The organism is Candidatus Phycosocius bacilliformis, assembly GCF_003112735.1.
In the GTDB taxonomy this organism is placed as follows: Bacteria; Pseudomonadota; Alphaproteobacteria; order Caulobacterales; family Aquidulcibacteraceae; genus Aquidulcibacter; species Aquidulcibacter bacilliformis.
Genome location: NZ_BFBR01000011.1, coordinates 62,502 through 87,314 on the forward strand (window position 1 = coordinate 62,502; position 24,813 = coordinate 87,314).

Below are 24,813 nucleotides of genomic sequence, written 5' to 3' on the forward strand. Positions count from 1 at the left end.
TGGGCCATTCTGCTTTATGTTTTGGCCGGCCTTTTCTTTGGCACTCGATCGGTACGAAACTCGGCGTCATTTGGTGGTGGACGAGGCCAACGCCATTGAAACGGCCTATAGTCGAGCGGCTTATGCAGCAGATCTCGAAACTAGCCCGTCTTACCGGCATGGAGCGCATCAATGGCGGCTTGAACCTCACGCTGGCAGTCTTGCCAAGCCGCTTCGGAGGTGGTTTCCAGCTTGGTCACCCGCTTCATCGCCTTATCGGCGGGTGACCAGACCATGGTCATTTCCGGCAGATTGGGCATGGCGACTGCTGTGAGTGCTTGGGCCTTAAAGGCCTGAACAATTGGATTGCGGGCAACTTCGGGGGTTTCATAGACTGCTTGGAGGGTCGGCAATTCCCCGCCTTCGATTGCCATGACGCGCGCAGCCTCCAGACTGGTGAGAAAGCGCGCAAAGCCCCAGGCCTCGGCAGGGTCATGGGTGCCTGCACACATAAAAATCGCCTCGACCGCCATATAGGGTGCCATGGGACGGTTTTGGGCTTGGCTGATGCGCGGCAAAACGGCGGCCCCAAACTCAATCTCGGGGGCGATCTCGCCTAAAAACCACGGGCCGTTGAATATCATTGCGGCACGACCTGAATTGAACAAGGAAGCAACCAGCGAGCTTGTGGGGTCATCCGGCAGAAGATCAAGCTTGCCCCGCCAGCTCTGCACCAGATTGGACGCGGCAATATTGCGCGGATCATCCAGCATCAAGCGACCATTTGCGTCAAAAACGCCGCCGCCAAAGCCGTTCATCAAGGCGGCATGGAGGAAGAAATCATCATAAGCATAGGCAAGACCAAAGCGACCCCGCGCCACATCTGTATGGGCTTTGGCCAATGCCACCAGATCGTCGGTTGTCTGTGGCGGCGTGTCGATCAGCTTCTTGTTATAAAGCAGTGCGATGGATTTATAATTGAACGGCAGAGCCCAGACCGCGTCCCGATAAGTCACAGCGTCAAACATATTGGGCAGGAAAGCATCTTTCGTGCCCTGATCGAGGAAGAAGTCGAGGGGGGTGATGGTGTCGCCCACTTCGGCCCAACCGCCCAGACGATCATGACCGAAAATGAACAAGTCGGGCCCCTTGCCGCGCGGTACTGAGGCGGAAATCTTGTCGGCCATGGCATCGCTGGGAATGGCCACCGCCCGCACCGGGCGCTGACCGGGTTTCAAGCGGCTCGAATACAGTGCAGCCAGCTTTTCCAGTGCCGCCTTTTCTGCCCCGCGAAAGCCGTGCCAAATCACCAGATGCGGTCGCAAGACCTTCTGGCGTGGCCCACAGCCCGTCATGGCCGCTGCCCCCATCGCCAAGGTCGCCCCGCTGGCGAGCCATGATAATGTGCGCCGACGACTTGGACCTTCACCCATCCTGCCCATCCCTTGCTGACCTTGACGCGCCTGCCATCACGGCCAGACTGAAATCAAACCACGGCCCATGCAAATGATTTCAGCATCCTTTTTGGCCAAGGCCTTGTGGGGTTTTGAAATCGGTGGTTCATGGGGCGGCAGTGCCGCGCAGGTCGAGATGGGATATAAACTTGCCATGACTTTTCCGGTGACATTCAGTCTTGGCGCACTAACAATCCCAGCCCACTTAATCTTTGAAATGTTGTCGTATTTTCTGGGCTATCACTATTACCGCTATCTGCGTGCACGCCAAGGTGACGTCTTGGACGACGAAGGACGCATTGGTGTAATTGTCGGGGGCATTTTAGGAGCGGCGATACTCTCCAAGCTTCTCGGCCTACTTGAACATCCAGAACAGTTACGGGCAACGCAGGAAAATTTGGCATTTCTGGTAGCAAGCAAGACAATTGTCGGGGGGCTAATTGGCGGCTTAATTGGGGTTGAGATTGCCAAGAAAGTTATGGGAATCTCCCGCTCAACCGGCGATTTGTTCTGCCTGCCCATTATTCTGGGCATGATGATTGGCCGCATCGGCTGCTTTTTGCAGGGCGCGTCTGATGGTACCTGGGGTCATCCGACGACATGGCCAACCGGGATGGACGGAGGTGATGGTGTGTTGCGCCACCCGATGCCGCTTTATGAAATCGGCATCCTAGCGCTGATTTGGCTGTTACTTGTTCAACTGCGGTCTCGACTCACATTGCCGGAAGGCCACTTGTTCGGCCTATTCATGAGTTTCTATCTCGGCTGGCGACTGGTCGCCGACTTCATGAAACCAAACAGCCTCGTTATGCCTTTTGGCCTATCGGCGATCCAAATTGCCTGCCTGCTGACTTTGACTTACTATATGTGGGTATTCCTACGCCCAACTACTCGATCGGCGGCAAATGATGGCAACACGTGATTATCTCTTTTATGAATTGACCAATAGCGTTTGTTCGACCTGCTTCACTAAAGTTGAGGCGAAGATCATCTTTCAGGACAACAAGGTATTCATGCTCAAGCATTGTCGAGAGCATGGCCGACAGAAGGTACTCATCTCCACGGATATCGACTATTATCGTAAGTCACGCGAATTCCTGAAGCCCGGGGACATGCCGCGCAAATTCGCCATGCCTGTTGCGCTTGGTTGTCCTTATGATTGTGGCCTATGTAGCGACCATGAACAGCACTCTTGTGTGACGGTGGTTGAGCTGACGGATCGCTGCAACCTGACTTGTCCGACGTGTTATGCCGAATCAAGTCCTAGTCATGGTCGGCACCGGACCCTCGCTGAAATAGAAAGAATGCTGGATATCGTTGTGGCCAGCGAGGGTGAGCCTGATGTTGTGCAACTTAGCGGCGGTGAGCCCACGTTGCACCCTGATTTCTTCGCTGTCATGGATATGGCAAAAGCCCGCCCGATCCGCCATTTGATGATCAATACCAATGGTGTGCGTTTGGCCCGCGATGAAGACTTTGTCGCCCGACTGGCAAGCTATATGCCGCGGATCGAAGTCTATTTGCAGTTTGATTCTTTCGAGGCTGGGGCTTTGCAAACTCTTCGGGGGGAGGATTTGCGTCAGGTGCGCGCGCAGGCACTGGCCCATCTCAATGCCTACAATATCTCCACTACTTTGGTCGTGACACTCCAAAAGGGCCTTAATACCGACGAGATCGGCAAGATCATTGATTTCGGCTTGACCCAGCCCTGTGTGCGCGGAGTGACCTTCCAACCCACCCAAATTGCTGGCCGTTTAAGCGGCTTCGATCCAGCCCGTGACCGCATTACCCTCGCCGAAGTGCGTCAATCCATTTTGGACCAGACATCCGTCTTTGCGGGTGAGGACCTAATTCCTGTTCCGTGTCATCCCGATGCAATCATGATGGGATATGCATTGAAGCTTGGGGGCGAAGTCTTGCCATTGACACGCTATTTCAGCCCGGAAGAACTTCTGTCCACGACCCCCAATACAGTGAATTTTGAAGAGATACCGGCAGTTCGGGAAAAACTCTATCAATTGTTTTCCACAGGCAGCACGCCCCAGTCGGCTCAAGAAAACATCCAGTCGATCCTGTGCTGCCTACCCGATATCCAGACCGATCAACTCAGTTATGATAACGTCTTCCGCGTTATCGTGATGCAATTTTATGATGCGCATAATTTTGACGTCCGTGGTGTGAAGAAGTCCTGTATTCATATCGTTCACAAGGATGGCCGGATTATTCCGTTTGACACAATGAATCTCTTTTACAGAGATCCTGAAATCGAACGTCGCCTACGCGAAAAAGTTGCCTGAACATGGGAAAGCTCTCGCTGCGCGCTCAAATCATCTGGGGCAATCTTGCTATTATGCTGGCTCTGACGCTCAGCATCAGTATCGGTATGAATAGTTCAGCCACGCTGATGGAATGGGCCATCGGCGGCTGGTTTGCTCATATTATTATCTTGTTTGTGACTGGCTTTGGCTTTTCTTTGGCCAATGACATCACCGAGAAAACACGACCCAATCTGGGAAAGGCTGCCAGCGCTACCTGGATATCTCTTGGCCTTGTCCTGCTATTATCTATCCCTGCATGCACTGCTATGGGCGGGATAGTATCTCTCTTGGGGCGTTGAATTGAAATAACCGACTGCGATTCAGAATCCTTGGCGGATTACGCCGTACCAGCTAGCTTGCTCGTTCTGTCCTGCTGCTGAGCTAGTAGCTCAAATCATCATTAATCGTTCGCCAGAAGCCATACTCTGCGCACCATTGATGTAACTCTGGTGGAAAAACTGGTGCCGCAAACAGGATTCGAACCTGCGACCCCATCATTACGAATGAGATGATTGTGACTTCTCTTCGATTTATTGGCATTCCCCGTCGTTCTTTAATCGTTGTAATTATGATGTTTTATGATACAGTCTTTCCTGAGAGCTGGTTTTCATTTCTTTCACGGTGATGAGCAAGTGATTAGCACACCGGCTTGGTGATGAGCAGAAAATTGTTCTTTTCCGGGGTGCGCTATCATGGCCAAGAAAGTCATACGCTTGAACAAGCGCAACATCGACGAGCTTGAGCCTGACAGTTTCAAGCGGGTCGTCTACTGGGATGATCAGCTCAAAGGTTTTGGTGTCCGAGTTGAGAAAACCGGCCGCAAGTCATTTATCGTCCGCTATCGGCCTGGCGCTGGTGGAAGAGCGGCACCCCAGCGCGAAATAGTCCTTGGTCAGTATGGGACCCTATCAGCAGACCAAGGCAAACTGGCCGCCAAAAAAATTCTTGCTGAGGTCACAGCACGTACCGGAGCCGACCCAGCGGTAGAGCGGCGAAAGGCGAGGCGGGCGGAGACAGTCAATCAGCTTTTTGAGTACTATCTCGATGTGTATGCCCCGTCAGTCGGCTTGAGGGCTTCGACGATTGAAGGTGCCGAAGTGGCATTCCGACTTTATGTGAAACAACATATCGGCTCGATGAAGGTCGCCGATGTCGCTCCGTCAGACCTCAGGCGACTTCATGCGGCCGTGTTGGTTGAGGTTCGCGAAAAGCTTGTCCAGCGAAAGCTCAAAAGGGCGCGGAAACTAAAAAAGGCTGAGAAGCTGGGTGCCGAAGAGCAACGGGATATTGAAGCTTCTGTTCCAAAAAACGCCGGCAGATATCAAGCCAATAGAGTCTTGGCGGTGGTGAGCAAAGCTATGTCGCTCGCGCTTGAGAATGGCTGGCGTACTGATAACCCAGCGAGTGCGGTAAAATCTCTCCCAGAGGATAAGCGAGAAAGGTATTTGAGCGACGACGAGATCAGGCGTTTTCTGGTCGCGTGTGACGCTTATGAAGATCAGCTCGTTGCAAACGCGTTTCGTCTTTTGCTGTTCACAGGTGCTCGCCTACGAGAAGTCCTGGAGGCGACATGGGATCAGTTTGATCTTGAGGCCGGTGTATGGACCAAGCCCAGTTCGCACACCAAGCAAAAGAAGACCCACCGCTTAGAGCTCGAGGGTGTCTCTCTCGAAGTTCTGAAAGACATGCGCGCGAAAAGCCCATTCCTCCGTCACTTGTTTCCTGGCGCGTCGCTCACCGCTCCTCGTCGCGATCTCAAGCGTCCTTGGGAATGGATCAAGAAGTATGCGAAACTTGAAGGCGTCAGGATTCATGACCTTCGCCACACGCTCGCGTCTGTTATGATTTCGACAGGCACCCCTCTAGCCGTTATAGGAAAGGCGCTCGGCCACACTCAACCTGCGACCACCGCTCGGTATGCCCACATCGCAGAAAAGGCCCAGCGGGAGGCGACAAAGGCGGCGAGTGAGAAGTTTGTTGCGCTTGTAAGTCAGCCGCAAGCCGAAGTCGTCCCGCTAAACAGTGAGCGTTGAAATCGCTTGGCTTTCCGCCAAGGGTGAAATTCACGTAACACTTAAATTTAAGACATCCGTTTTTAAGAATTTTAGGAGGATCAGTCTAGCAAATACTAGATTAATACAATTAAGCCGGCAGCTAATTAACGTGTCACCATCAGGAAATTTCTGGCCGCACCTAACGGCGGGCAACTGCCCTATAGAAAAGACAGAATCCGCCTTGTTGCTCGGTCTTGCAACCAGACGCTGTTCTGATATTCCTAGTACACAGCTTTTGGCGTCAGTGCTGATTTCGTAATGATCAGATGGTAGAATGGAATCGCGACATGGGCCCAGCACGGTCAGTGGAAGCTGAAACTGAAAGTGACGTTGAGCAAAAAATCGTTTACCCATTGCTTTGCGCAACTGACTTTCTTGGAATTGACAGCTCAAATGTAAAAACGAAAGGGTATTTGGCTCCTTCTCAGCTGGACAAGCAAGCGGGGAAGAAGTCAGGATATTACCCTGACTATTCAGTTTGGATTTGTGGCTACCCCCTCCTAATTGTAGAGGTAAAAGCTCCCAGTATTGATGCGAATGTCGGATATCGTGAGGCCTGCTTATACGCAAGGCATCTGAACTCCTCGTACCCACATGGATTGAATCCTTGCTCGGTTGTGCTGGCAACAAACGGTAACGAACTGCTTGCCGGCTACTGGGATGCTGAGCCGGTGCTCAGGCTCGTCGTTGACGACATCCGGCCGGGTTCCGTAGCTTTAAATGAGTTACGAGCCATTTGCGGCGAAAGCAAGTTGCAAACGGATTTTGAGTTGATTCGACAGAATCTTGTTATCGGTCGTGCTTATCGGCCATATAGTTTTATTGGCGGCCAAGCTCTTCTTAACGCAAAGCGGCCTCTTAACTCATTTGCCGCTGACCTTTCGCCGATACTCAGGCGATTTTTTTCATCTAGCGCACAATCAGATGTACGCGAAATTGCAAAATATGCCTACGTCTCATCTACAGAGACTACAGATTATGACCGAGTGTTAGAGTCGTTGCTAAAGGATCGTGTATCAGCACGCCGAGACACCATAGTTCAAGCACTTCGGACCACCAAGGGGGACGAACCCCAGCTTACACAGGCAATCAAAGCCTTTGATAACGAGCGCCCACCTTCTGGCCAGCTACAAATCGTTCAAGGTGGCGTTGGTGCTGGCAAGTCGTTGTTTATTCGGCGATACCGTGAGGTACTGCAACCGCCAGAGTTGCAAGAGCGAAGCGTATGGGCTTTCGTCGACTTTAACGAGGGGCCGCCAAATCTGAAAGGCGCAGAAAACTGGCTTTGCGAGCAGTTCATTTCAAGTTTCGAGAAAGAGAACTCCGACATTGATTTGTATAGTGAAAATACGCTCCGAGGAATATTCTCACACAAAATTCAATCGCGCAAAGGTATTTACGCTGCTTTGAAAACAGTCAGCGATGCAGACTCTAATAAACAGCGCGCGCTCGACTTGGCAGCCTGGCAGTCCGATGTGTTAACTTTTACCGAGGGACTTGGAAGTTATATCGGCGGTGTTAAGAGGTCGAATCTTATTGTTGTCATGGATAATGTGGATCGCCTCGATCTAAGTAGCCAACTTGACGCCTTTCAATTAGCGCTTTGGTTTATGGGTAAAACACGAGCCTTTGTGATCTTGCAAATGCGCGACGAGACCTACGAGCGCCACAAAAACAAACCACCGCTGGATACCTTTCGTGCTGGTATTGCGTTCCACATTTCACCGCCGCGCTTTATCGACGTTGTGAAAAGGCGCCTTGAGTTAGGCATTGAGTATCTCGCAGCTAATTCGCCGGATACACAGGAATACTATCTTGAAAATGGCTATCGCATGATTGTTCCGACGAGTTCTCTCGGAACCTTTTTGTATCAACTCTATCGAGAGATTTTCATTAACCGCAGAAATATAGCTCGAGTATTAGAAGCATTATCGGGAAGCGACGTACGTCGCGCACTAGAAATGTTTTCTAGCATTGTGACTTCGGGCCACATCACATCTGATGTAATCACATCGAATGTCCTGGGCGACCGGGAGTTTCCGCTTGCGGAATACCATATTATTCGAATTCTGATGCGGACCGATTATCGGTTCTTCAGTGAACGCTCAGGGTACATTCATAACATCTTTCACTTCGAGGAAAGCTGGGATCGCGCAGACAACTTTCTATTGTGTGAAATTCTCTATTATTTGAGCTTGAACAGAAAGCGCCAAGGCCCGCTTGGACTCGAAGGATATTTTGGAGTGGCAAGTGTCTGCGATGAAGTGGAAAGACTTGGGTACCCCCGCGAAACCGTCTTGCATGGCATCAACTATCTCTTGAGAAAGCAACTAATTGGAGCGGACGATTTTAATTACACAGAGGTCACAGAAGATGAATGCATTAAGATTCAGGCATCAGGTTTTATACATCTCCGGGTGCTCTCTGAAAGACTTGAATACTTATACGGTGTGTTGCCTGTGACCCCTATTACTGAGAAAAAAGTGGCAGAAGACTTAGGTGATATAATCCAACGCGAGAGCCAACGGAACTTTGCGACGCCGAGAGAGACCGCAATTGCCGTGGCAAAGTTTGAGGAATATCTTAGATATGAGGCCGCACGGCTACGTGAAAGGAACCCGTTTTTCGGCGGAAATCAGTCTGGAGTGGGATATGTCCTAACTTCAATAAGTGGGGCGTTGCGACGGTATTCCGATCGTGGAAGGCCGTCCGGCCAAAATGAGTTGGATTTTGCTTGAGGACATTATGGAGATGGACGAAGCAATACTAAAGCTCAGGTCCGACTGTTTGAGCTTTATATAATAAATTTGATGGGGTGGGCTCTAAGGCTCCTAGACCGCATCTCAAGTTAACTCGTATGCGATTAAGTGGAGGCCGCTGACTTCGCAGCCCGTGCGAGCACTCACAATCGCCCACTGGCGGCTAACTCTTCCGCCTGTCGCAGTACAGTTTGGACAGCTCCGTCCTGCAGATCGGGTGGATAGCCATACTTTCGAAGGATACGCTTCACGAGCACGCGCATGCGAGCTCTCGCCGCCTCGCGCTTGGCCCAGTCGGTTGTCGAGCTATCCTTCAGGCTCATCAGCAATTCGTGGGCGATGACCTTAAGCGCGTCGCTCCCCATAATCTGCGCCGCACTCTCATTGGCGGCCAGAGCATCATAGAATGCGATCTCCTCGTCTGAGAGTCCTTCTTCTTTGCCCCTGGCTCGAGCCTCGCGTATCTCGCGTGCGATCTCGATGAGTTCTTGGAGAACTTCAACCGTGCTGATGGCGTTGTTGTGGTATCGGCCGATCGCAGCTTCCAGCCGTTCAGAAAACCTCTGGGTTTCAACAACGTTGGTCCGGGTACGGGAGCGGATTTCGTCATTGAGCAATTTGCGCAAGGTCTCCAGCGCGAGGTTCTTCTTTTCGAGTTGCTGGATCTCCGCAAGGAACTCATCGGATAGAATTGAAATATCGGGAGTGGAGATTCCGGCCGCGGCCAGAATATCTACGATCTCTGTTGAAACAACGGCGCGGTCGAGGATTTGCTGAATGGCAAACTCCCGATCTGCAGAGCTTTTTCCCCCGCCGCCTGCAGACTTAACGAGTGCCGCGCGCACTGTCTGGAAGAAGCCAATCTCATCTCGAATTCCTCGCGCCTCATCGGTCGCTGAAGTCAATGCAAACGCCTTTGAAAGCGCCAGAACAGAGTCTTGATAACGCCGGTTCTCCCGTCGCTTGCCCTCTTCATTGGTTTGCTTGGCGGCCGCATCATGCTGCAGCGTCAATATCCATTCGATCGCTTCAGCCAGGACCACCAGTCGCTCGTGCGGTGTACCTGCCAGACCACGGGCGTAGTCGAAGCCGTGATACATGGATTTCACGACTTCATATTTCTCGATCAGAAGGGCAATTGCCTCTGCTTCATCAATCCCTGCCTGCTTCTGGTCGGGTCCAGAATACTGGCCCAGCGCATTCTTCAGATTTTGCGCGATGCCGATATAGTCAACGACGAGGCCTGCGGGTTTATCACGGAAAACGCGATTGACCCGGGCAATGGCTTGCATCAGCCCGTGGCCCTTCATCGGCTTGTCGATATACATGGTGTGCATGGATGGCGCGTCAAATCCGGTCAGCCACATGTCGCGCACAATCACGAGCTTGAGGCTGTCCTTCGGATTTTTCGCACGCTTTGCCAAAAGGTCACGTCGGGATTTAGTTCCAATGTGGGCTTGCCAATCCTGGGGATCAGAGGCCGAGCCGGTCATGACAATCTTGATCATGCCTTCGGCATCGTCGTCGCTGTGCCAATCAGGCCGAAGTGCTACGATCTGATGATAGAGCGCCACACAGATCCGCCGGCTCATGCAGACGACCATGGCCTTGCCTTCCATCGCCGCGACGCGATCTTCAAAGTGCTGCACCAAGTCGGCTGCCACCATAGCCAGTCGGTTTTCAGAGCCGACGAGAGCCTCCACGGTCGCCCATTTGCGCTTGATACGCTCTTGCTCGGTTATAGCTTCGTCTTCTGTCAGCTCCTCGATCTCAAGGTCGATCTTGGGCTTTTCTTCTTCGGGAATTTCAATGCGAGCCAGACGGCTTTCATAATAGATGGGGACCGTCGCCCCATCCTCGACGGCGCGGCTGATATCGTAGACGTCAATATACTCCCCAAAAACTTGGGGCGTATTCACATCGTCTTTCTCGATTGGTGTGCCGGTAAAGCCGATGAAGGAGGCGTTGGGCAGTGCATCGCGCAGATATTTCGCAAAGCCATAAGCGATCACGCCCGTCTTCTGCTCAATTCGCGCCTTAAACCCATATTGGCTTCGATGTGCCTCATCTGCGATCACGACGATGTTTCTGCGATCCGACAAAAGCGGATAGTCGGTCTCGCCCGTCGCCGGGGAGAATTTCTGGATTGTCGTAAAGATCACGCCGCCTGAGGCGCGGCTTAGCGCGGCCTGTAAGTGCTCTCGGCTATCGGCCTGAATGGGTGTTTGCCGGATCAAATCCCGGCACATGGCAAACGTACTAAATAATTGATCGTCTAGATCATTGCGGTCTGTGATCACAATGATCGTCGGGTTCGCCAATTCGGGATGGCGGACAAGTTGGCCGGCATAAAAGGCCATCAGCAAGCTTTTTCCTGAGCCTTGGGTATGCCAAATCACGCCGATCCGTTTGTCGCCACGCGGATAACTTGACACGCTGGGTAAGCCAAAAACGGCGGGGTCTTCTTGCATGCCGCCATAGGGTGAATTGTAGCCACTGGCTGAATTGACCGCCAATGCGCGAATGGTTGAATCAACCGCGCGCTTGACCGCGTGAAACTGGTGATATCCTGCGATGACCTTTGCCAAGCCGGTCTCGGTCTCGCCGAAAACAGTAAAGTCCCGCACCAGGTCGAGAAAGCGTCGAGGTTCAAACACACCCTCGACAAGGATACTGAGTTCGGGTTGCCCCTTGGCGGCAATCGAACTCCCATCTGTTGTCCGCCAAGGCATGAAACGCTCTTCGTCTGCCGTCAGTGACCCCACGCGTGCCGTGATGCCATCGGAGGTGACAAGCACCGCGTTTGTTCGAAACAGCGACGGGATTTGCGCCTTGTAGGTCTGAAGCTGGTTATGCGCCCCGGCCAGCGTTGCGCTTTCTCCGCCTGGTGCCTTCAATTCAATCACGCCAAGTGGCAGGCCATTGATGAAGATAACAACGTCTGGCCGACGGTTCACGCCATTCTCAATCACGGTGAATTGGCTGCTTGCCAGCCAGTCATTGGCCGCCCAATCATCGAAATCGATCAAACGAACCTTGTCGCCCCGGATCGTGCCATCCTCACCATAAAACTCGACATCGACACCTTCGACCATCAGCTTATGTAGTCGGCGGTTCTCTTCGACGAGTGAGGGCTTGTCGGTGGCCAACACCTTGCGCAGGGCATCGCCGCGCGCCTCGGCTGGGATTGTTGGGTTAAGCCTTTCGATGGCCGCTGTCAGGCGTTGAGTGAGCACCACATCAGCGTAGGACTCACGCTCCGATGCCTTACCGTCGGGGCCAATTTGGGTGTCGGTTGTGGTCGCATAACCAAGGCCGATAAGCTGTTCCATCACCAATTGTTCGATGGCGGCTTCAGACAGATAGGCCATTAGTCTCTGCCTTTCCGAGAAATGAGCAAGGCACCAGTTAGCTCTCGCTCCTCAAGATATCTTTCAAGTCTTGCGTTGTGCTCATCCATGGCGGAAACCGCTGAATAAACTGATCTATCTGTATTTGCTACATTTTCTAGGTGAGCTCTAAACAAATTTGGCGTCGAAATAACATTGCAGCGCTGTTCAGCTGGATCCGCCAACTTGCCGTCGCCAATGGCGCGCGCGTTAATCGAACCTGCGACGACTTCTGGCAAGCTTGGTGAAGGTTTGGAACGGACAGGGCAAAGTATGCAATGCCAAGGGATGCATATAGGGTTAAGAGTGGTTGGATTACATTCTTTCAAATGCTTCACTGAGTATGCAGATGCCAGTGTGCAGCCGAGGTAACTGAGGCCGCGATAGCTCTTGCATCCGCAGACCGGCCTCTTCAGCTTATAGGTCGCTCGGTCGTTGTAGAGGACGAATACCGGATAGCAATCCGATGATTGTGAAATCAAGGTTTTCGTTTGAGGTCCGTTAGGCGTTAGTGAAGCGTAGCCATTTTTTGCAAAAAGTCGCTTTGCTTGAACGCGCAGCCCGACGGCTTTCGAACCGTCCATGAACCACATTTCCCAATCCGCGCCATTCGCTTTCTCTTGAGGTTTGGTAAATGGAGTGACGGATAAATCGCCACCCTGAAATTGCTTCGCGAGGTGGAACAGGATTGTTTCTGTTATTGTTTCCTCGTTCAATTGCAAACCAAGGCTCTCTGCTTTGGCCTTGTCGCGCCAAATTCGTCCGGCTTCCTTTCGAAATGCATCGCGCAAAGGGCTCATTGGGCATCCCCAACAAACTTTTCGGCTTCCTTCACTCGGACTTCGCCCTCCATCAACATGGGGAGAAGGAAATCGGCATAGGCACCATGCTCGGGCATCCTATAGTCAGGACCAATCTCGGTTTCGGCAGCGATCGAACAGCCAAGGGTCTTGAGTTGGTCGAGGACCAATTGTTCGATGGCGGCTTTAGGAAGATAGATCATTACGGTCCCGTGGCTTCTGTGCTCAATACCAAATGCGCATTCGTCGCCTGCATATTGATCTAATTTTGTTCGATGCGGTTCTTAATCGATTGGAGTTCCCTACTCAGCCCATCGGCTGCCTGCTCGGGTAAATTGACTTCGGCGCGCAATTCCTTCGCAAGTTTAAGTGCCTCCAACCCGAGTTGTGCATAGCGCTTTTGCCGTTCATCGAATCCTTCATCGTAGTCAGGTGGACCCGCAATTTCGTCAAAAGCGTAACTGATAGCTCGTTCATTTTCAGCAATCAGAACTGGAAATCTCAAAACTCGATAAGTGAGATCGCTTTTGAGCGCCTTCCATTCAATATCGTCAGGAAAGGAATCTAGAACGGGTTTTGATACCATTGTTTCGCGCTCTTCCCAGCCGGCGTCATTGGACACCATTTCGCCTCCATCCGAGGCCGTATCGTGACAGGCCTCGGCGTACAGCTCTAAAATCACGACAAGCCTGACTGCCGCGTATTGTCGATCCCGCTTTTGCTTGGTGCGATCAAGGAAGACGTCTTTGGCGGTAGTTAAAATTGACCCGACGACCACACCAACTAAGCCCCAGAATGCCTGGGGATTCAGAAACTCCCATGTCATAGAACTTCCTCCGCCATAGCTTCGGCGTCTTTGACGCGAACTTCGCCCGACATGAGCTTTGGAAGTAGGAAGTCGCGAGTGGTGGCAAGCGTTCGAGCTTCATTACAGTTCGCAAGAACTCGGGTCACGAACGGCTCTAAAATTCTGTCCAGTCGCTTCGCAAGTCCATCGCTCGGGATGATGACTGAAAGCGACCGAACTTGCGTTGAGTTCAAGCCGGGAATTGCAACGCCGGTGCCCTTGATGCGCATTTCCGCCTTAGCTGCCTCAGTCGAAAGCCAGAAATACAAGCAGTTCTGGCCAAAATCCTCCTGGACTCGAATGCGGTAGACGTGCTCGTTAATTGCGAAGCGTGGGAACGGGAAGTCATCGCCAAACAGAGTTACGTGGGGTTCAAACAAACCCGGCTTGCCGCCATCTTTGTACAGCAGCACGTCGCGAGACTGGACATGCCCTTTTTTCATTGAGTTGAAAAATTCCTCAGGTACGTATTTTGTCTTGCCGAAGTCGAACTCTCCAAGTCTAGTTATGCTCTCGGCTCCGACACTAGGCACGCCGTAACGGTAAGAAGATACGCCGCCCTTTGGCCTACCACCTGTTTCGAGCACACTGAGTAGCTTGTCCAGTTGTGTTACAACCCACCCCTCCGGCTTGCCTTCGTCGTCGAGGCGGTCGGGGAAGAGGGACCAGATGTCCGGTGCTAGGTAGGGTGCGCGGCCTTCCATTTTGGCGCGGGTCGGGCCGAAATCGACGAACCAATCCTTGAAGATCGCCCGCGCCATCGCCTCTAGCGTCTCATTCATCCGCCGGTTCACCTCGATTTTGTCTTCCAGGGCATCCAAAACTGCAACCATCTGGAGACGCGCCGGCGTTGGATCTGGAATAAGGTAAGCGAGAAAATCTTCGCGCGGCAGTCCAAGATTTGTTGTTCCAGTTGCGAACGATCGACAAAAACCGCGATATTCAGGGCTTCTGAGCACCCAATAAATCAGGCTAATTGGTGCGCCATCTTTGAACTCTAACTTCACTGTATCTTGGGTTAACCGCCCTTGTTCGACTTCATGCGGAACTCTAGCAACAGCGCCCAGCAAATCAGCAGATTGGGTCACGTCTTTTAGTGAAACGTAGACGTCACCAGGCCTTAGCAAGATTCTTGCGTCAGATTCGCCACCGTAGGATTTAAGGCTGCCACCCTTGAAGCCGCCGTTTCGTTGGATCGAGCCTAGCCCCAGCAGCTTAGGCCCCGGCAAACCAAGAAGAGTGCCTTTGTAGGTATTGCCCCGCTGAAGGTCAACATAATCTCTCAAAGCGCGACTAGGCATCGAGCACTAGCCCCGCCAACTTTAAGCGGATTGTCTCGGTTAGCCCGCTGGCCGTATTGAACTGATCATCAAGCTTCGCCCGCAAGGTGGCAAATCGCTCCACAAATGGCACTTCATCATCCTCAACATCCGCCGCGCCAACATACCGCCCAGGCGTCAGCACATAGCCGTGGCCCTTGATCTCCTCCAAGGTCGCTGCCTTGCAGAAGCCCGGTTCATCCTCATACACCCCAGCGTCGGCCTCACCGCGCCATGCGTGATAGGCGCGCGTGATCTTTTCGATATCCGCGTCTGAAAACTCTTTACGGGTGCGATCTACCATATGGCCCAGTTTGCGGGCGTCGATGAACAGAATCTCTCCGCGCCGATCCCGCAGTTTGGCATTTCGGGCGACGCCATTAGATTTGTCGCGTGCCAGGAACCAGAGGCAGACAGGAATTTGGGTGGAATAGAATAGCTGGCCCGGCAGTGCGACCATGCAATCCACCACGCCTGGCGCACCATTCACGCCTTCGATCAGCGCCTGACGGATTGCGCCCTCGTTATTCTGCGTCGATGACATCGACCCATTGGCAAGAACGACGCCCGCAACGCCCGTTGGCGATAAGTGATGGACGATGTGCTGAACCCACGCAAAGTTGGCGTTGCCGGCAGGCGGGATGCCATACTTCCAACGAACGTCTTCTTGCAGGCGGTCGCCGCCCCAATCGGAAATGTTGAAGGGCGGGTTGGCGAGGATGAAGTCGGCTTTTAAGTCGCGCAGTTCGTCTTTGTGGAAGCTGCCTTCACTGTTCCATTTGATGTCTGCATCAATGCCCCGCACGGCAAGGTTCATCTTACAGAGCCGCCACGTCGTGTAATTCGACTCTTGGCCATAGACGGCAATGTCACCAATGCGGCCTTCATGCTCTCGCGCGAAGCTCTCAGATTGAACAAACATACCGCCAGAGCCGCAACAAGGGTCATAAACGCGACCTTTGAATGGCTCAATCATCTCTACCATGACCCGCACGACTGAGCGGGGCGTATAGAATTCACCGCCACGCTTGCCTTCTGAGCCTGCGAACTGGCCTAGGAAATACTCATAAACGCGGCCAAGAATATCGCGTGCCTCGCCCTTCTGGGCACCAAGCGCAATGTTTGAAATCAGGTCGATCAGCTCACCCAGCATGACCGCATTCAGCGATGGACGCGCGTAATCCTTGGGCAAGACGCCTTTCAGATTGTCATTGTCTTTCTCGATCGCAAACATCGCCTCATCGATCATTTTGCCGATCGAGGGCGACTTGGCGTTTGCTTGTAGGTGCGACCATCGCGCCGTGGGTGGCACCCAGAACACATTGTCGGCCGCATATTCGTCGCGATCTTCGGCACCATCTGGATAATCTGCCAACAATTCTGCACGCTTGGCCTCGAAACTGTCCGAGATATGCTTGAGGAAGATCAGACCGAGCGCGACATGCTTATAATCCGACGGCTCCATATTGCCGCGCAGCTTGTCGGCCGCCTTGAAAAGCTCAGCCTCAAAACCAAGATCACCGCCCTTTGCCGCCCCGCGCGCCGCACCCGCTGCCTTGACCGGACCTGCCATTCGTTCCCCCTGAATACATCTAAATCGCCAATGGCTTACCTATGCGGGAGTTTTTTCTCCCTGTCTATAAATGGCGCGGAGATGTGATTGTCTGCCAATAGACAAGGGAAAGACTGCCTGCATTGGACCGCTGCTATCCGAGTGTACGCATTTCTATGTACGCATTTCTATGTACGCATTTCGCGGCGGAAACACACTAGAAAAAGCGTGCCGTTCAAGCGTCCGTATTTCTAGATTGCGAGGAAGGACCCAGCGTTTTGGCTATTCGCCGACAGTTTCTGCCAGTTAGCATTTTGGGGCCGTAAGGCCTTTCAGGAATGACACGTCGGCCTTCAAACCAAGCTTCAAGTTCGGCGATTGAATATCGAATAGCACCACCAACCTTGTAGTATGGCGGGCCCTCACCGCGGGCCCGCCAGTCTTCCATAGTCCGCACCGACACGCCCAACCAATAGGCAGCTTGCTTCGGCCCAAGTTCGAGTGATGGGTTCCGCTTTTGGGTTGTCTCCATAAGTTAAGGACTCCGCTTAAAGGTGCTGATCGTGCGATAGATGTTGTCACTTTTGACCGATCCAAAGCACAGTCCGATTTCAGGCCAACTCTGTCCGAAAATAGGGGACAGTGATGGCCCCTTAGTGGACCTATGGTCCGAAACCAGGGGACTGAAATGGCCGCTTATCCCAAGCCTCAGTCCCCTCAAATCAGACACATCTAGATTTAGCCATGGGCCAATGGCTCTTGTTTTCTCACTTGCGCTTTATCCCCCACAACTTTCTTCCAGCCCCTAGTTGGAAGCGCTCCGGTTCGATCGCACTTGTGGCAAGTCAAACGATATTCGGCCGCTCGTCGCAATTTGAAATGGAACGAGGACCCCTGGGCCAATTCAATGAAGCCAAATGCAACCAATGCGCTGATAGCTTTAGTGGCTGTATCTTTGTTTATATTGCACCAATCCGCGAGCTGCCTAACACTCGCTGCGATATGACCATTGTTACGCCCATTGTAGATTCTCATCAGACGAAGAAGCACAGAGACTTCCGCGGGCTTTAGGGAAGCAAATGCCTCTGAATCAATGAGATCATGCGGAAGCATGGTAAAACTACCCACCTGCCGCGATCTGCCCTTTTTGGTAATTCTGCCCATGATTTTTGTGCGCTGGAGCGCCCTCTTTAGGAGACTGCCGAAATCAGCCCCCCAGTGGTGACTGGGGGGCTGAATAAGGCTTGGATCATTGTGGGTTGATCAATAACTCTGCCGGCTCTCCAGCTATCGCCTTTATCGCGCAAGCGATCGAGTCCGCCTTCCCAATTGGGATTGTAACGCCCTTTTTTGTGGGACTGAGTGCGCTTTGTGGCCCACTTGGTCGATAGTGGATTCGAATTTCGACGAAGCTGCCACCACTAAAGTGCTCTTTAGAAATGACAACAACAGTTCGCTGATTGCGCTCAATTTCGGCTCGAAGGCCTTTATCTTTTTGCGCCGAAGTGATAATTTTGCTCATCGATTACCTTTCCAGTCCGCCCCGCATTTAGTTGCGTGGGCGGCTTTTTTCTTTTGAGTTTTGGAAGAGGGCTTAGGCCGCGTTTTGAGCCGTGTGTGCAGTCTTGCGGCTCTCGACGTAGGCTTCGAGGTCGCGAGAAGTATAGCCTACGTTTCGGCCAATCTTCACATAAACTTGCCCGCTGCCCAGCATGCGAGCCTTGTTGAGAAATGATGGGGAAACCCCGAGAAGCTCTGCGGCTTCGACGATTGAAAACAGCTTTTCCATTTTTCCACTCCATAGCCACCGACCCATCTCGGTAGTGGAGATAGGATGCGAATGAATATCCACGATAATAGTGGGAAAAGGTCACGATAATTGATCTCACGGATCACACATGAATCAAGCTCCAAGAAAAGCAGGCACTTAGGATTGCTCCTTCTGAAGCTTCACAATTGCTCGTCTCAACCTTTCCCGCATTTGATTGCGCTGTGGTCCCTCCAGCTTTCCAAGGGACGGCTTCACCGCTTCTGCAAGGGTTTTGCCTTCCTTCAAGTGCTCAATTGCCAGGAGGGCCATGGCCTCAATTTTGGCGTCTAGTTTTTCTGGGGGCCTTCCTGGGCCTCGCTTTGCTAAGCTAATTGTGCCCTCGGAAAGGTCTTCCTTGAAGCGATGCCGCGCCGAACGGATCTGGTTTCTAAGGTAATTGCGTGGGTTTGGACGCATCGGAAACTGCGTCATCAGGCGATCATCATCAAGGGTGTCGACAATCCATTCGACCTTCAAAAGCGCGTCTTCCATCTCATCAGGCGGGATTTTGTGCCAATTGAAATCCAGCGCATCGCAGATTTCCGCGGCGGTCCAAACATCCATGTCCCTTTCAGGATGAGAGGCGCGAATAAAAGTGACCCAAGTGGTTAGTTGCGCGCCCATATGCGGCTCATGTGGCGGGGTTGCTCGCTTTCGACATGCCAATTGCCAGTGGTGGTGCTCGAACCTGTAAGTAATCCAGCCTAGCATGAGCTCAGCTTCGTAAGTCTTTTCCCATTGGCCCAAATTGTGATTGGACCGCCGTAAAGCCTGATCTATAGGTTCAAGTGATGCTAAATTTCGATGGGCGTCGTCGGCAGTCATACACTGTACAATACCCTAATTCATCAAGATGCACAGGGAATGCATACAATTGAAAATCCCCGCCGTGATGAGCAGGTGATGAGCAAAAAAGAATTAGATGACTGAATATGTGTCTAAGTCATTGAAAAAACTGGTGCCGCAAACAGGATTCGAACCTGCGACCCCATCATTACGAATGATGTGCTCTACCGACTGAGCTATTGCGGCTTGGGGTGACGTGTGGGTCATCCGCGTTTGGCCATCTGGGCCAAAGCTGGGGGGTGATACAATAGCGCGGGGTTTTGAGCAACTGTTCGTGAGCATGCCCTTGTGCTGTGCCTCTCCACCCCCAATCTAGTGCCACAGTGACAGGCCCAAATGTGCGGCCAAGATGGAGAGTGACACGATGTTTGACGCCAACAAAATTCTGTCTGCCTTGCAGAGCGAATTGCCCAAGGCGATGGCAGCCTTGAAGACCGAAGGTCAAGCTGGCCTTGATCGCGTCAAGACTGATGCCGATGCCAAAAATATTGCGCTGGGCGCGGGGGCTGCGGGAATGTTGGGGGGTCTGTTGCTGTCTGGTGTGGCTGGCAAGTTTGGTCGCCAAGCTGCCACTCTGGGCGGTTTGGCCGCTTTAGGCACCCTTGCCTATAATGCCTATCAGAAGCATCAGGGCCAAAGCGGTGCTGACACCGCCCCCGAAGGCGCCTTTTTGCCCAGCAATGCGTCAGACCGTGAAGCCGTTGGCAAGGCGACCATCCGGGCGATGATCTCTGCCATGAAGGCAGATGGTCAAATCGAGGCTGCTGAGAAAGCCAAATTGTTTGATCATCTGGCCAAAATCGATTTGTCGGATGCCGAAAAGGCCTTTTTGTTTGATGAATTATCCAAGCCTTTGGATATTCATCAAGTGGTTGCCGATGCCACAAGCCCCGAGTTGGCGGTTGAAATCTATGCCGCATCGCTGGTGGCGATCAATACACAAGGCCCTGCCGAAAAGGCCTATCTGGCTGACCTCGCAACCCGCCTGAAACTTGATCCGGGTCTTGTCACGCGCCTGCATGACGAGGCGCTGTTGCCGGCTTGATCGCCCCAGTCGGTGCTTGGCCGGTGAAGCGCTCTCAAGTCTGAAACCTATTCCAACGATGTCATCCCCGAAGGAGCGGTAGCGGAGAGCGGGGACCTCTTTGTGCTTTTGCGGTGTGAGATCCCGGATCGGCTATCGCCGTCCGGGATGACAGCGTGGTGGGTTTGGCCTTTCTACTTGGAACCGTTTGGTGAAACCTGTGTTTCACCAAAACGCGTCCAGATCAGAATCTAACCAAAATCGTGCCATCCCCGTAGGAGCAGCAACCGAGCGCGCCGCTCAATCAGGCCGCCTCTGAAGCGGAACTCTGCGTGGTGAAGGCATGCATGGCTGCGGCGGACCTGGCCGCCCGCAGTCCATCACGCACGTCTTGTCGGCGCAAAAGCCGCGACACGCGCGCCAAAGCCTTGAGATGATCTGCACCCGCATCTTCCGGTGACAACAGCAAAACGACAATGTCTGCCGGACGACCATCTGGGCCTTCGAAATCAATAGGAGGGTCCAGCAAGGCCAAAACCGCTGCGGGAGCCTTCAGGCCTTTGAGGCGGGCATGCGGGATGGCGACCCCTTCGCCGACCCCGGTGCTGCCCAGCCGCTCGCGCTCCAAAGTGGATTCAAGCGTCGCTGACAAATCCACCCCATAAGCCGCGACGGCTGTTTCAGCCATCGCCAAAAGGACTTCATTCTTGGTCTGTGCTTTGATCCGGAACACAACGGCGTCGGCACGGATAAGGTCTGCAAGATCTGGCATATGGTCTTTTCTCGAGTCGGGCTGCGCCCCCGCACAGCCCAACTGGTTTGACAGAAAGTAGCGTCGCTATCAGCCCGATACACCAGCGGCTGGATCAATCCAACCAATATTCCCATCTGCGCGCCTATAAACCACGTTGAGCGCGCCTGAACGTGTGTTGCGGAACATCACCACCGGGGCCTCGCCGAGTTCGAGCTGCATCACCGCAGTAGCCACCGGCATGGTTCGAATGACTGCTTTGGTCTCGGCAATCACCGCCGGACCCGCCGGGCCTTGATCATGGGCTTCATCGCTATCGTCACCATCTTCGGCGGGGTCGTCCGGCTCGATGACATTATAGCTCACTTCCTCACGCGGAAGGGGCGAGTGGTGACGGGCGTGGTGGGCCTTCAGGCGGCGTTTGTACCTGCGCACCCGCTTCTCAATCTTCTCAAGTGCAACCCCAAAGGCAGCATGCGGTTCAGACGCCTCGCCATGGGCTTCCAATGTAATGCCCGAGTCCAAATGCACGATCGCTTCGACCCGGTAGAGATGGCGCTGCTTCTCGAGTGTGACGACCGCTTCGCCATCGCGCGAGACATAGCGGCCGACGCCGATCTCCAAATCCTCTTGGATTTTGCCGCGCAAAGCCTCCCCAACATCAATGTTGCGGCCGGTAACTCTGACTACGAGATTGCCCATCGAAATGCCTCCCTAGAGTCTGTCTGGGTTTCATTGAAACACGGAAACCTGATTATGCAGACCCTCAAAAAAACGTCCGGACGCCCAGCCTGATTCGCGATGAATCAGATGCGCTCTGGACCTAGCTCCGGTGGACCACCACCGGCACATCAGTGTTGCACCGGAACACTGGCTTGGGAAGCTGATTTTGCGCTGAACTGTGGCAAGATCAAGACAGGTCTAAAGTCTGAAATCGCTGTAACTATTTGATTTTCATCTTGTTAACGGGCTTGTGACAACAGACCATGGCACGAACAAGATCGCGGTATCAGCCCGCCCGTCCAGCCGTGCGGCGGCGATGTACTGAGGACGGAATCCGCAGGGCCTCGCGATACTTCGCCACCGTGCGACGGGCGATATCAACGCCAGTCTCGCGCAGGATTTCAACGATCCGATCATCCGACAAGGGCGCGTCTTGGGTCTCCCCATCAATCAGGCTCTTAATGCGATGTCGGACTGCTTCGGCAGAATGGGCTTCCCCGCCATCCGAGGCATGGATGGCCGTGGTGAAGAAGTATTTCAACTCAAACACCCCGCGTGGCGTGGCGATGAATTTATTGCTGGTGACCCGCGACACAGTTGATTCGTGCATGTCGATGGCCCGGGCAACATCTTTCAAGATCAGGGGCCGCAAATGGGCAACCCCATAGGTCAGGAAGCCATCCTGTTGGCGCACAATTTCCTTGGCGACCTTCAAAATCGTGCGGGCACGTTGATCAAGGCTTTTGACCAGCCAATTGGCATCGGCTTGGGCCTCGGCCACATAAGAACGCTCGTCCTGACTGCGGGCCAGGCGCGAGACACTTTCAGCATAGGCATTGTTCACCAAGACCCGCGGCAGGGTGTCGGCATTCAACTCAATCAGCCAAGTTCCCATGGGGCCTTCGCGGACGAATACATCGGGCACCACCGCGATGGAATCTGTGCTGCCAAACGCCGCACCCGGCTTCGGTGTTAGCGCCCGTATTTCGCCGATCATCTCGGCCAGATCAGCTCCATCGACCCCGCAAATGTCATAGAGGCTCTTGAGATCATGCTTGGCTAACAGGTGCAGATTGGCAACAAGGGCGGCCATGGCCGGATCAAATCGGTTGCGCTCTTTCAATTGCGCCGCCAAACATTCCTCAACGCTGCGCGCACACACCCCAGTGGGATCAAAAGTCTGCAGCGTCGCAATGACGGCTTCCAAATCATCTGTGGTCAAGCCGAGGCGTGCGCACACCTCTTCCATCTCGATGCGCAGATAGCCCGCATCATCAACATGATCGATCAAATAGCTCGCAATCAGTCGGTCTGCCGGACTGGCAAAGGCTAAGGCCGCCTGAGCTTCGAGGTGATCGCGCAGCGATACAGTCTGAGTCAGGCGACTTTCCAGATCCTCAAGATCATCAAAACCGCCCCGACCGTCACCTGCTTTGCTCCAGTCAACTGTGGCACCGATCGCCTCGCTTGCAGGCCGATCAGCATCTGGCTGAATGTCTTCATAACCGGCGTCGAGAGCTGATTCGGCGTGCGGGTCAGGTGATTCGCCCGAAACGCATAATTCCTGTGGCCCCTCGTCTCCTGAAGACGGGCTATGCGCCTCTGATTCGGGTGTGTCAGAGATGCCGTAATCGTCACCGTCATCGGCCCGTTCCAGAACTGGATTTCGCTCTAATTCCTGCTCGACATAGAGCGCCAATTCAGCGGTGGACATTTGCAACAGCTTGATCGCCTGCTGCAATTGGGGCGTCATAACAAGGCCTTGGCCTTGCCGAAGCTCCATGCGCGGTGCGATTGCCATACGTCCAGTCCCCGTTAAGCCTTGAAGTCCTCTCCGAGATAGACACGGCGGACATCGGGCTGATGCAATACTTCGTCCGGGGAGCCTTCAAACAAAACCTCCCCGTCGGCAATGATAGTCGCACGATCAATAATATTCAGTGTATCTCTGACATTGTGATCTGTAATCAACACACCAATTCCGCGTTGTTTCAGAAATCCGATCAGATCGCGAATATCGGCGATGGCCAATGGGTCAATCCCGGCAAACGGTTCATCCAGCAAGATGAAGGACGGATTTGTGGCCAGCGCTCTGGCAATTTCCAGCCGCCGCCGTTCGCCGCCCGATAATGAGGTCGCACGTTGTTTGCGCAATCGATCAATCCGCAATTCGCTCAATAACTCGCTGGCACGATCAGCCCGCACAAGCGGGTCCGGCTCGATTGTTTCAAGTACCGCCAAGACGTTGTCTTCGACACTCATGCCGCGAAAGATTGATGGTTCTTGTGGCAGATAGCCCAATCCCAGTCGGGCCCGCATATACATTGGCAGCATGGTCACATCCTGCCCATCGATAGATATATCGCCGAAATCGGGTTGAATCAGGCCCATGACCATATAAAAGCACGTGGTCTTGCCCGCTCCATTGGGTCCCAATAGCCCCAAAATCTCGCCCCGCTTGAGCGAAAGAGAAACGGAATTGACGACCTGACGACCCTTATAGGCCTTGCCAAGGTCGCGGGCGATCAGGCCTTCATCTTGCTGGACACGGCGCGTGGCCGCCAATTCAGGTGCGGCCATAGGCTGACTTTCCAAAGCAAGATGAGAGAGACATCAGGCTCATTTCTTGGCCGAGCCGCTATTGCTGCCTTGACCTTGGTTTGGGAAAATGACGGCACGCACGCGACCATCCATCCCACGCATAGTCGAGGCCCGGGTTTTGGTGTTGAGCGTCAATTGTGAGCCCTTCAAGACACTTTTGCCTTGGACTGCAACAACATTGCCAAAAAACTGCACGGTGTTGGCCGGGGCATCATAAACCGCCCGGTCACCGCGAATTTTCTCCGTGGCCGTCACGTAAAAGGTCTCGCCCTCGGTATAGACCTTGTCGATGTCCCCATTGGTCGCCCCGGTGCCGCGCAAATAGGTCACCCGAATGCGGGGTGCACGCAGCACCGCCCCATCTTGAGCCACAGATGCATTGCCAACCAAAATGCTGACCCCGGCTTCGGGATCATAGACCAGATCATCAGCTGCCACCTCAACCGGGCCATTGCCGCTATTGGCCTGCGCCCACGCCGTGCCACCAGCCAGGCCAAGGCCAAGCAGCAGGAGCAAACCGGGGGCAACAAGGGTCTTGAGCTGGGTCATGTCACATCCATTGATAAGAGATTCGCCCGTTCTAGCCA

General features: G+C 53.4%; 22 protein-coding genes and 1 tRNA gene. 6 read left to right on the top strand and 17 right to left on the bottom strand.

Going from position 1 to position 24,813, the window contains the following annotated elements:
* Positions 1 to 140: 140 nt before the first annotated feature.
* Positions 141 to 1,412, bottom strand: a complete 1,272-nt coding sequence (locus PbB2_RS14665; protein ID WP_192576371.1) for an extracellular solute-binding protein — start codon at positions 1,410 to 1,412, stop codon at positions 141 to 143.
* A gap of 91 nt (positions 1,413 to 1,503) precedes the next feature.
* On the opposite strand from PbB2_RS14665, the gene PbB2_RS14670 reads away from it, so the two are divergent.
* From PbB2_RS14670 to PbB2_RS14690, 5 genes are all read left to right on the top strand, one after another.
* Entirely contained in the window at positions 1,504 to 2,355 is an 852-nt protein-coding gene (locus PbB2_RS14670) for a prolipoprotein diacylglyceryl transferase (RefSeq protein WP_192576372.1), read from the top strand.
* Positions 2,342 to 3,730: a radical SAM protein gene (locus tag PbB2_RS14675; protein ID WP_108986134.1), complete on the top strand. Its 1,389-nt coding sequence runs from the start codon at positions 2,342 to 2,344 to the stop codon at positions 3,728 to 3,730. Before PbB2_RS14670 ends, PbB2_RS14675 begins: the two co-directional genes overlap by 14 nt.
* Positions 3,731 to 3,732: 2 nt before the next feature.
* Positions 3,733 to 4,050, top strand: a complete 318-nt coding sequence (locus PbB2_RS14680; protein WP_108986135.1) for a hypothetical protein — start codon at positions 3,733 to 3,735, stop codon at positions 4,048 to 4,050.
* Positions 4,051 to 4,443: 393 nt separating this feature from the next.
* Positions 4,444 to 5,784, top strand: a complete 1,341-nt coding sequence (locus PbB2_RS14685) for a tyrosine-type recombinase/integrase (protein WP_108986136.1) — start codon at positions 4,444 to 4,446, stop codon at positions 5,782 to 5,784.
* 326 nt (positions 5,785 to 6,110) lie between these two features.
* Complete coding sequence (locus tag PbB2_RS14690) at positions 6,111 to 8,543, top strand: hypothetical protein (protein ID WP_133245846.1); 2,433 nt, start codon at positions 6,111 to 6,113, stop codon at positions 8,541 to 8,543.
* Positions 8,544 to 8,707: 164 nt separating this feature from the next.
* Here the strand turns inward: PbB2_RS14690 and PbB2_RS14695 are convergent, their stop codons facing one another.
* From PbB2_RS14695 to PbB2_RS14750, 11 genes are all read right to left on the bottom strand, one after another.
* Positions 8,708 to 11,935, bottom strand: coding sequence for a type I restriction endonuclease subunit R (locus PbB2_RS14695; protein WP_108986138.1), 3,228 nt, complete (start codon positions 11,933 to 11,935; stop codon positions 8,708 to 8,710).
* Complete coding sequence (locus PbB2_RS14700; RefSeq protein WP_108986139.1) at positions 11,935 to 12,753, bottom strand: DUF6615 family protein; 819 nt, start codon at positions 12,751 to 12,753, stop codon at positions 11,935 to 11,937. The genes PbB2_RS14695 and PbB2_RS14700 overlap by 1 nt, the downstream gene beginning before the upstream one ends.
* On the bottom strand, positions 12,750 to 12,956 hold the full coding sequence (locus tag PbB2_RS14705; protein ID WP_108986140.1) for a hypothetical protein: 207 nt from the start codon (positions 12,954 to 12,956) through the stop codon (positions 12,750 to 12,752). The genes PbB2_RS14700 and PbB2_RS14705 overlap by 4 nt, the downstream gene beginning before the upstream one ends.
* Before the next feature lie 59 nt (positions 12,957 to 13,015).
* Positions 13,016 to 13,579 (bottom strand): hypothetical protein, encoded by a 564-nt coding sequence (locus tag PbB2_RS14710; RefSeq protein ID WP_108986141.1) that lies wholly within the window; start codon positions 13,577 to 13,579, stop codon positions 13,016 to 13,018.
* The gene (locus tag PbB2_RS14715; protein ID WP_238165038.1) at positions 13,576 to 14,901 is read right to left on the bottom strand and encodes a restriction endonuclease subunit S; all 1,326 of its coding nucleotides are present in this window, start codon (positions 14,899 to 14,901) and stop codon (positions 13,576 to 13,578) included. The genes PbB2_RS14710 and PbB2_RS14715 overlap by 4 nt, the downstream gene beginning before the upstream one ends.
* Positions 14,894 to 16,492 (bottom strand): class I SAM-dependent DNA methyltransferase, encoded by a 1,599-nt coding sequence (locus PbB2_RS14720; protein WP_108986142.1) that lies wholly within the window; start codon positions 16,490 to 16,492, stop codon positions 14,894 to 14,896. The genes PbB2_RS14715 and PbB2_RS14720 overlap by 8 nt, the downstream gene beginning before the upstream one ends.
* A gap of 214 nt (positions 16,493 to 16,706) precedes the next feature.
* The gene (locus PbB2_RS14725) at positions 16,707 to 17,003 is read right to left on the bottom strand and encodes a helix-turn-helix domain-containing protein (protein WP_108986143.1); all 297 of its coding nucleotides are present in this window, start codon (positions 17,001 to 17,003) and stop codon (positions 16,707 to 16,709) included.
* A 717-nt stretch (positions 17,004 to 17,720) separates the two neighbouring features.
* The gene (locus PbB2_RS14735; protein ID WP_108986145.1) at positions 17,721 to 17,993 is read right to left on the bottom strand and encodes a PC4/YdbC family ssDNA-binding protein; all 273 of its coding nucleotides are present in this window, start codon (positions 17,991 to 17,993) and stop codon (positions 17,721 to 17,723) included.
* A 72-nt stretch (positions 17,994 to 18,065) separates the two neighbouring features.
* A complete protein-coding gene (locus PbB2_RS14740; RefSeq protein WP_108986146.1) occupies positions 18,066 to 18,260 on the bottom strand; it encodes a helix-turn-helix transcriptional regulator in 195 nt (64 codons plus the stop codon).
* Between the two features lie 138 nt (positions 18,261 to 18,398).
* On the bottom strand, positions 18,399 to 19,106 hold the full coding sequence (locus PbB2_RS14745) for a hypothetical protein (RefSeq protein WP_108986147.1): 708 nt from the start codon (positions 19,104 to 19,106) through the stop codon (positions 18,399 to 18,401).
* Between the two features lie 131 nt (positions 19,107 to 19,237).
* A tRNA-Thr gene (locus tag PbB2_RS14750) sits at positions 19,238 to 19,313 on the bottom strand.
* Positions 19,314 to 19,491: 178 nt separating this feature from the next.
* On the opposite strand from PbB2_RS14750, the gene PbB2_RS14755 reads away from it, so the two are divergent.
* A complete protein-coding gene (locus PbB2_RS14755) occupies positions 19,492 to 20,172 on the top strand; it encodes a tellurite resistance TerB family protein (RefSeq protein WP_108986148.1) in 681 nt (226 codons plus the stop codon).
* 283 nt (positions 20,173 to 20,455) lie between these two features.
* Here PbB2_RS14755 and PbB2_RS14760 read toward each other — a convergent pair whose 3' ends face one another.
* From PbB2_RS14760 to PbB2_RS14780, 5 genes are all read right to left on the bottom strand, one after another.
* Positions 20,456 to 20,923 carry a PTS sugar transporter subunit IIA gene (locus PbB2_RS14760; protein ID WP_108986149.1) on the bottom strand — a complete coding sequence of 156 codons (468 nt, stop codon included), beginning with the start codon at positions 20,921 to 20,923 and terminating at the stop codon, positions 20,456 to 20,458.
* 69 nt (positions 20,924 to 20,992) lie between these two features.
* Positions 20,993 to 21,604: a ribosome hibernation-promoting factor, HPF/YfiA family gene (hpf, locus tag PbB2_RS14765; RefSeq protein ID WP_108986150.1), complete on the bottom strand. Its 612-nt coding sequence runs from the start codon at positions 21,602 to 21,604 to the stop codon at positions 20,993 to 20,995.
* 307 nt (positions 21,605 to 21,911) lie between these two features.
* Complete coding sequence (gene rpoN, locus PbB2_RS14770) at positions 21,912 to 23,426, bottom strand: RNA polymerase factor sigma-54 (protein WP_108986151.1); 1,515 nt, start codon at positions 23,424 to 23,426, stop codon at positions 21,912 to 21,914.
* Between the two features lie 14 nt (positions 23,427 to 23,440).
* Entirely contained in the window at positions 23,441 to 24,205 is a 765-nt protein-coding gene (lptB, locus tag PbB2_RS14775; protein ID WP_108986152.1) for an LPS export ABC transporter ATP-binding protein, read from the bottom strand.
* Between the two features lie 39 nt (positions 24,206 to 24,244).
* Positions 24,245 to 24,775 carry an LptA/OstA family protein gene (locus PbB2_RS14780; protein WP_108986153.1) on the bottom strand — a complete coding sequence of 177 codons (531 nt, stop codon included), beginning with the start codon at positions 24,773 to 24,775 and terminating at the stop codon, positions 24,245 to 24,247.
* Positions 24,776 to 24,813 lie beyond the last annotated feature (38 nt).

What these genes read in the sequence shown, in the direction of transcription:
- PbB2_RS14665 (WP_192576371.1), bottom strand. Translation starts at nt 1,412, where the DNA reads ATGGGTGAAGGTCCAAGTCGTCGGCGCACATTATCATGGCTCGCCAGC.
- PbB2_RS14755 (WP_108986148.1), top strand. Translation starts at nt 19,492, where the DNA reads ATGTTTGACGCCAACAAAATTCTGTCTGCCTTGCAGAGCGAATTGCCC.
- PbB2_RS14680 (WP_108986135.1), top strand. Translation starts at nt 3,733, where the DNA reads ATGGGAAAGCTCTCGCTGCGCGCTCAAATCATCTGGGGCAATCTTGCT.
- PbB2_RS14780 (WP_108986153.1), bottom strand. Translation starts at nt 24,775, where the DNA reads ATGACCCAGCTCAAGACCCTTGTTGCCCCCGGTTTGCTCCTGCTGCTT.
- PbB2_RS14760 (WP_108986149.1), bottom strand. Translation starts at nt 20,923, where the DNA reads ATGCCAGATCTTGCAGACCTTATCCGTGCCGACGCCGTTGTGTTCCGG.
- lptB (WP_108986152.1), bottom strand. Translation starts at nt 24,205, where the DNA reads ATGGCCGCACCTGAATTGGCGGCCACGCGCCGTGTCCAGCAAGATGAA.
- PbB2_RS14700 (WP_108986139.1), bottom strand. Translation starts at nt 12,753, where the DNA reads ATGAGCCCTTTGCGCGATGCATTTCGAAAGGAAGCCGGACGAATTTGG.
- PbB2_RS14735 (WP_108986145.1), bottom strand. Translation starts at nt 17,993, where the DNA reads ATGAGCAAAATTATCACTTCGGCGCAAAAAGATAAAGGCCTTCGAGCC.
- PbB2_RS14710 (WP_108986141.1), bottom strand. Translation starts at nt 13,579, where the DNA reads ATGACATGGGAGTTTCTGAATCCCCAGGCATTCTGGGGCTTAGTTGGT.
- PbB2_RS14715 (WP_238165038.1), bottom strand. Translation starts at nt 14,901, where the DNA reads ATGCCTAGTCGCGCTTTGAGAGATTATGTTGACCTTCAGCGGGGCAAT.
- PbB2_RS14695 (WP_108986138.1), bottom strand. Translation starts at nt 11,935, where the DNA reads ATGGCCTATCTGTCTGAAGCCGCCATCGAACAATTGGTGATGGAACAG.
- PbB2_RS14705 (WP_108986140.1), bottom strand. Translation starts at nt 12,956, where the DNA reads ATGATCTATCTTCCTAAAGCCGCCATCGAACAATTGGTCCTCGACCAA.
- PbB2_RS14745 (WP_108986147.1), bottom strand. Translation starts at nt 19,106, where the DNA reads ATGACTGCCGACGACGCCCATCGAAATTTAGCATCACTTGAACCTATA.
- PbB2_RS14685 (WP_108986136.1), top strand. Translation starts at nt 4,444, where the DNA reads ATGGCCAAGAAAGTCATACGCTTGAACAAGCGCAACATCGACGAGCTT.
- PbB2_RS14720 (WP_108986142.1), bottom strand. Translation starts at nt 16,492, where the DNA reads ATGGCAGGTCCGGTCAAGGCAGCGGGTGCGGCGCGCGGGGCGGCAAAG.
- PbB2_RS14675 (WP_108986134.1), top strand. Translation starts at nt 2,342, where the DNA reads ATGGCAACACGTGATTATCTCTTTTATGAATTGACCAATAGCGTTTGT.
- rpoN (WP_108986151.1), bottom strand. Translation starts at nt 23,426, where the DNA reads ATGGCAATCGCACCGCGCATGGAGCTTCGGCAAGGCCAAGGCCTTGTT.
- PbB2_RS14740 (WP_108986146.1), bottom strand. Translation starts at nt 18,260, where the DNA reads ATGGAAAAGCTGTTTTCAATCGTCGAAGCCGCAGAGCTTCTCGGGGTT.
- hpf (WP_108986150.1), bottom strand. Translation starts at nt 21,604, where the DNA reads ATGGGCAATCTCGTAGTCAGAGTTACCGGCCGCAACATTGATGTTGGG.
- PbB2_RS14725 (WP_108986143.1), bottom strand. Translation starts at nt 17,003, where the DNA reads ATGGAGACAACCCAAAAGCGGAACCCATCACTCGAACTTGGGCCGAAG.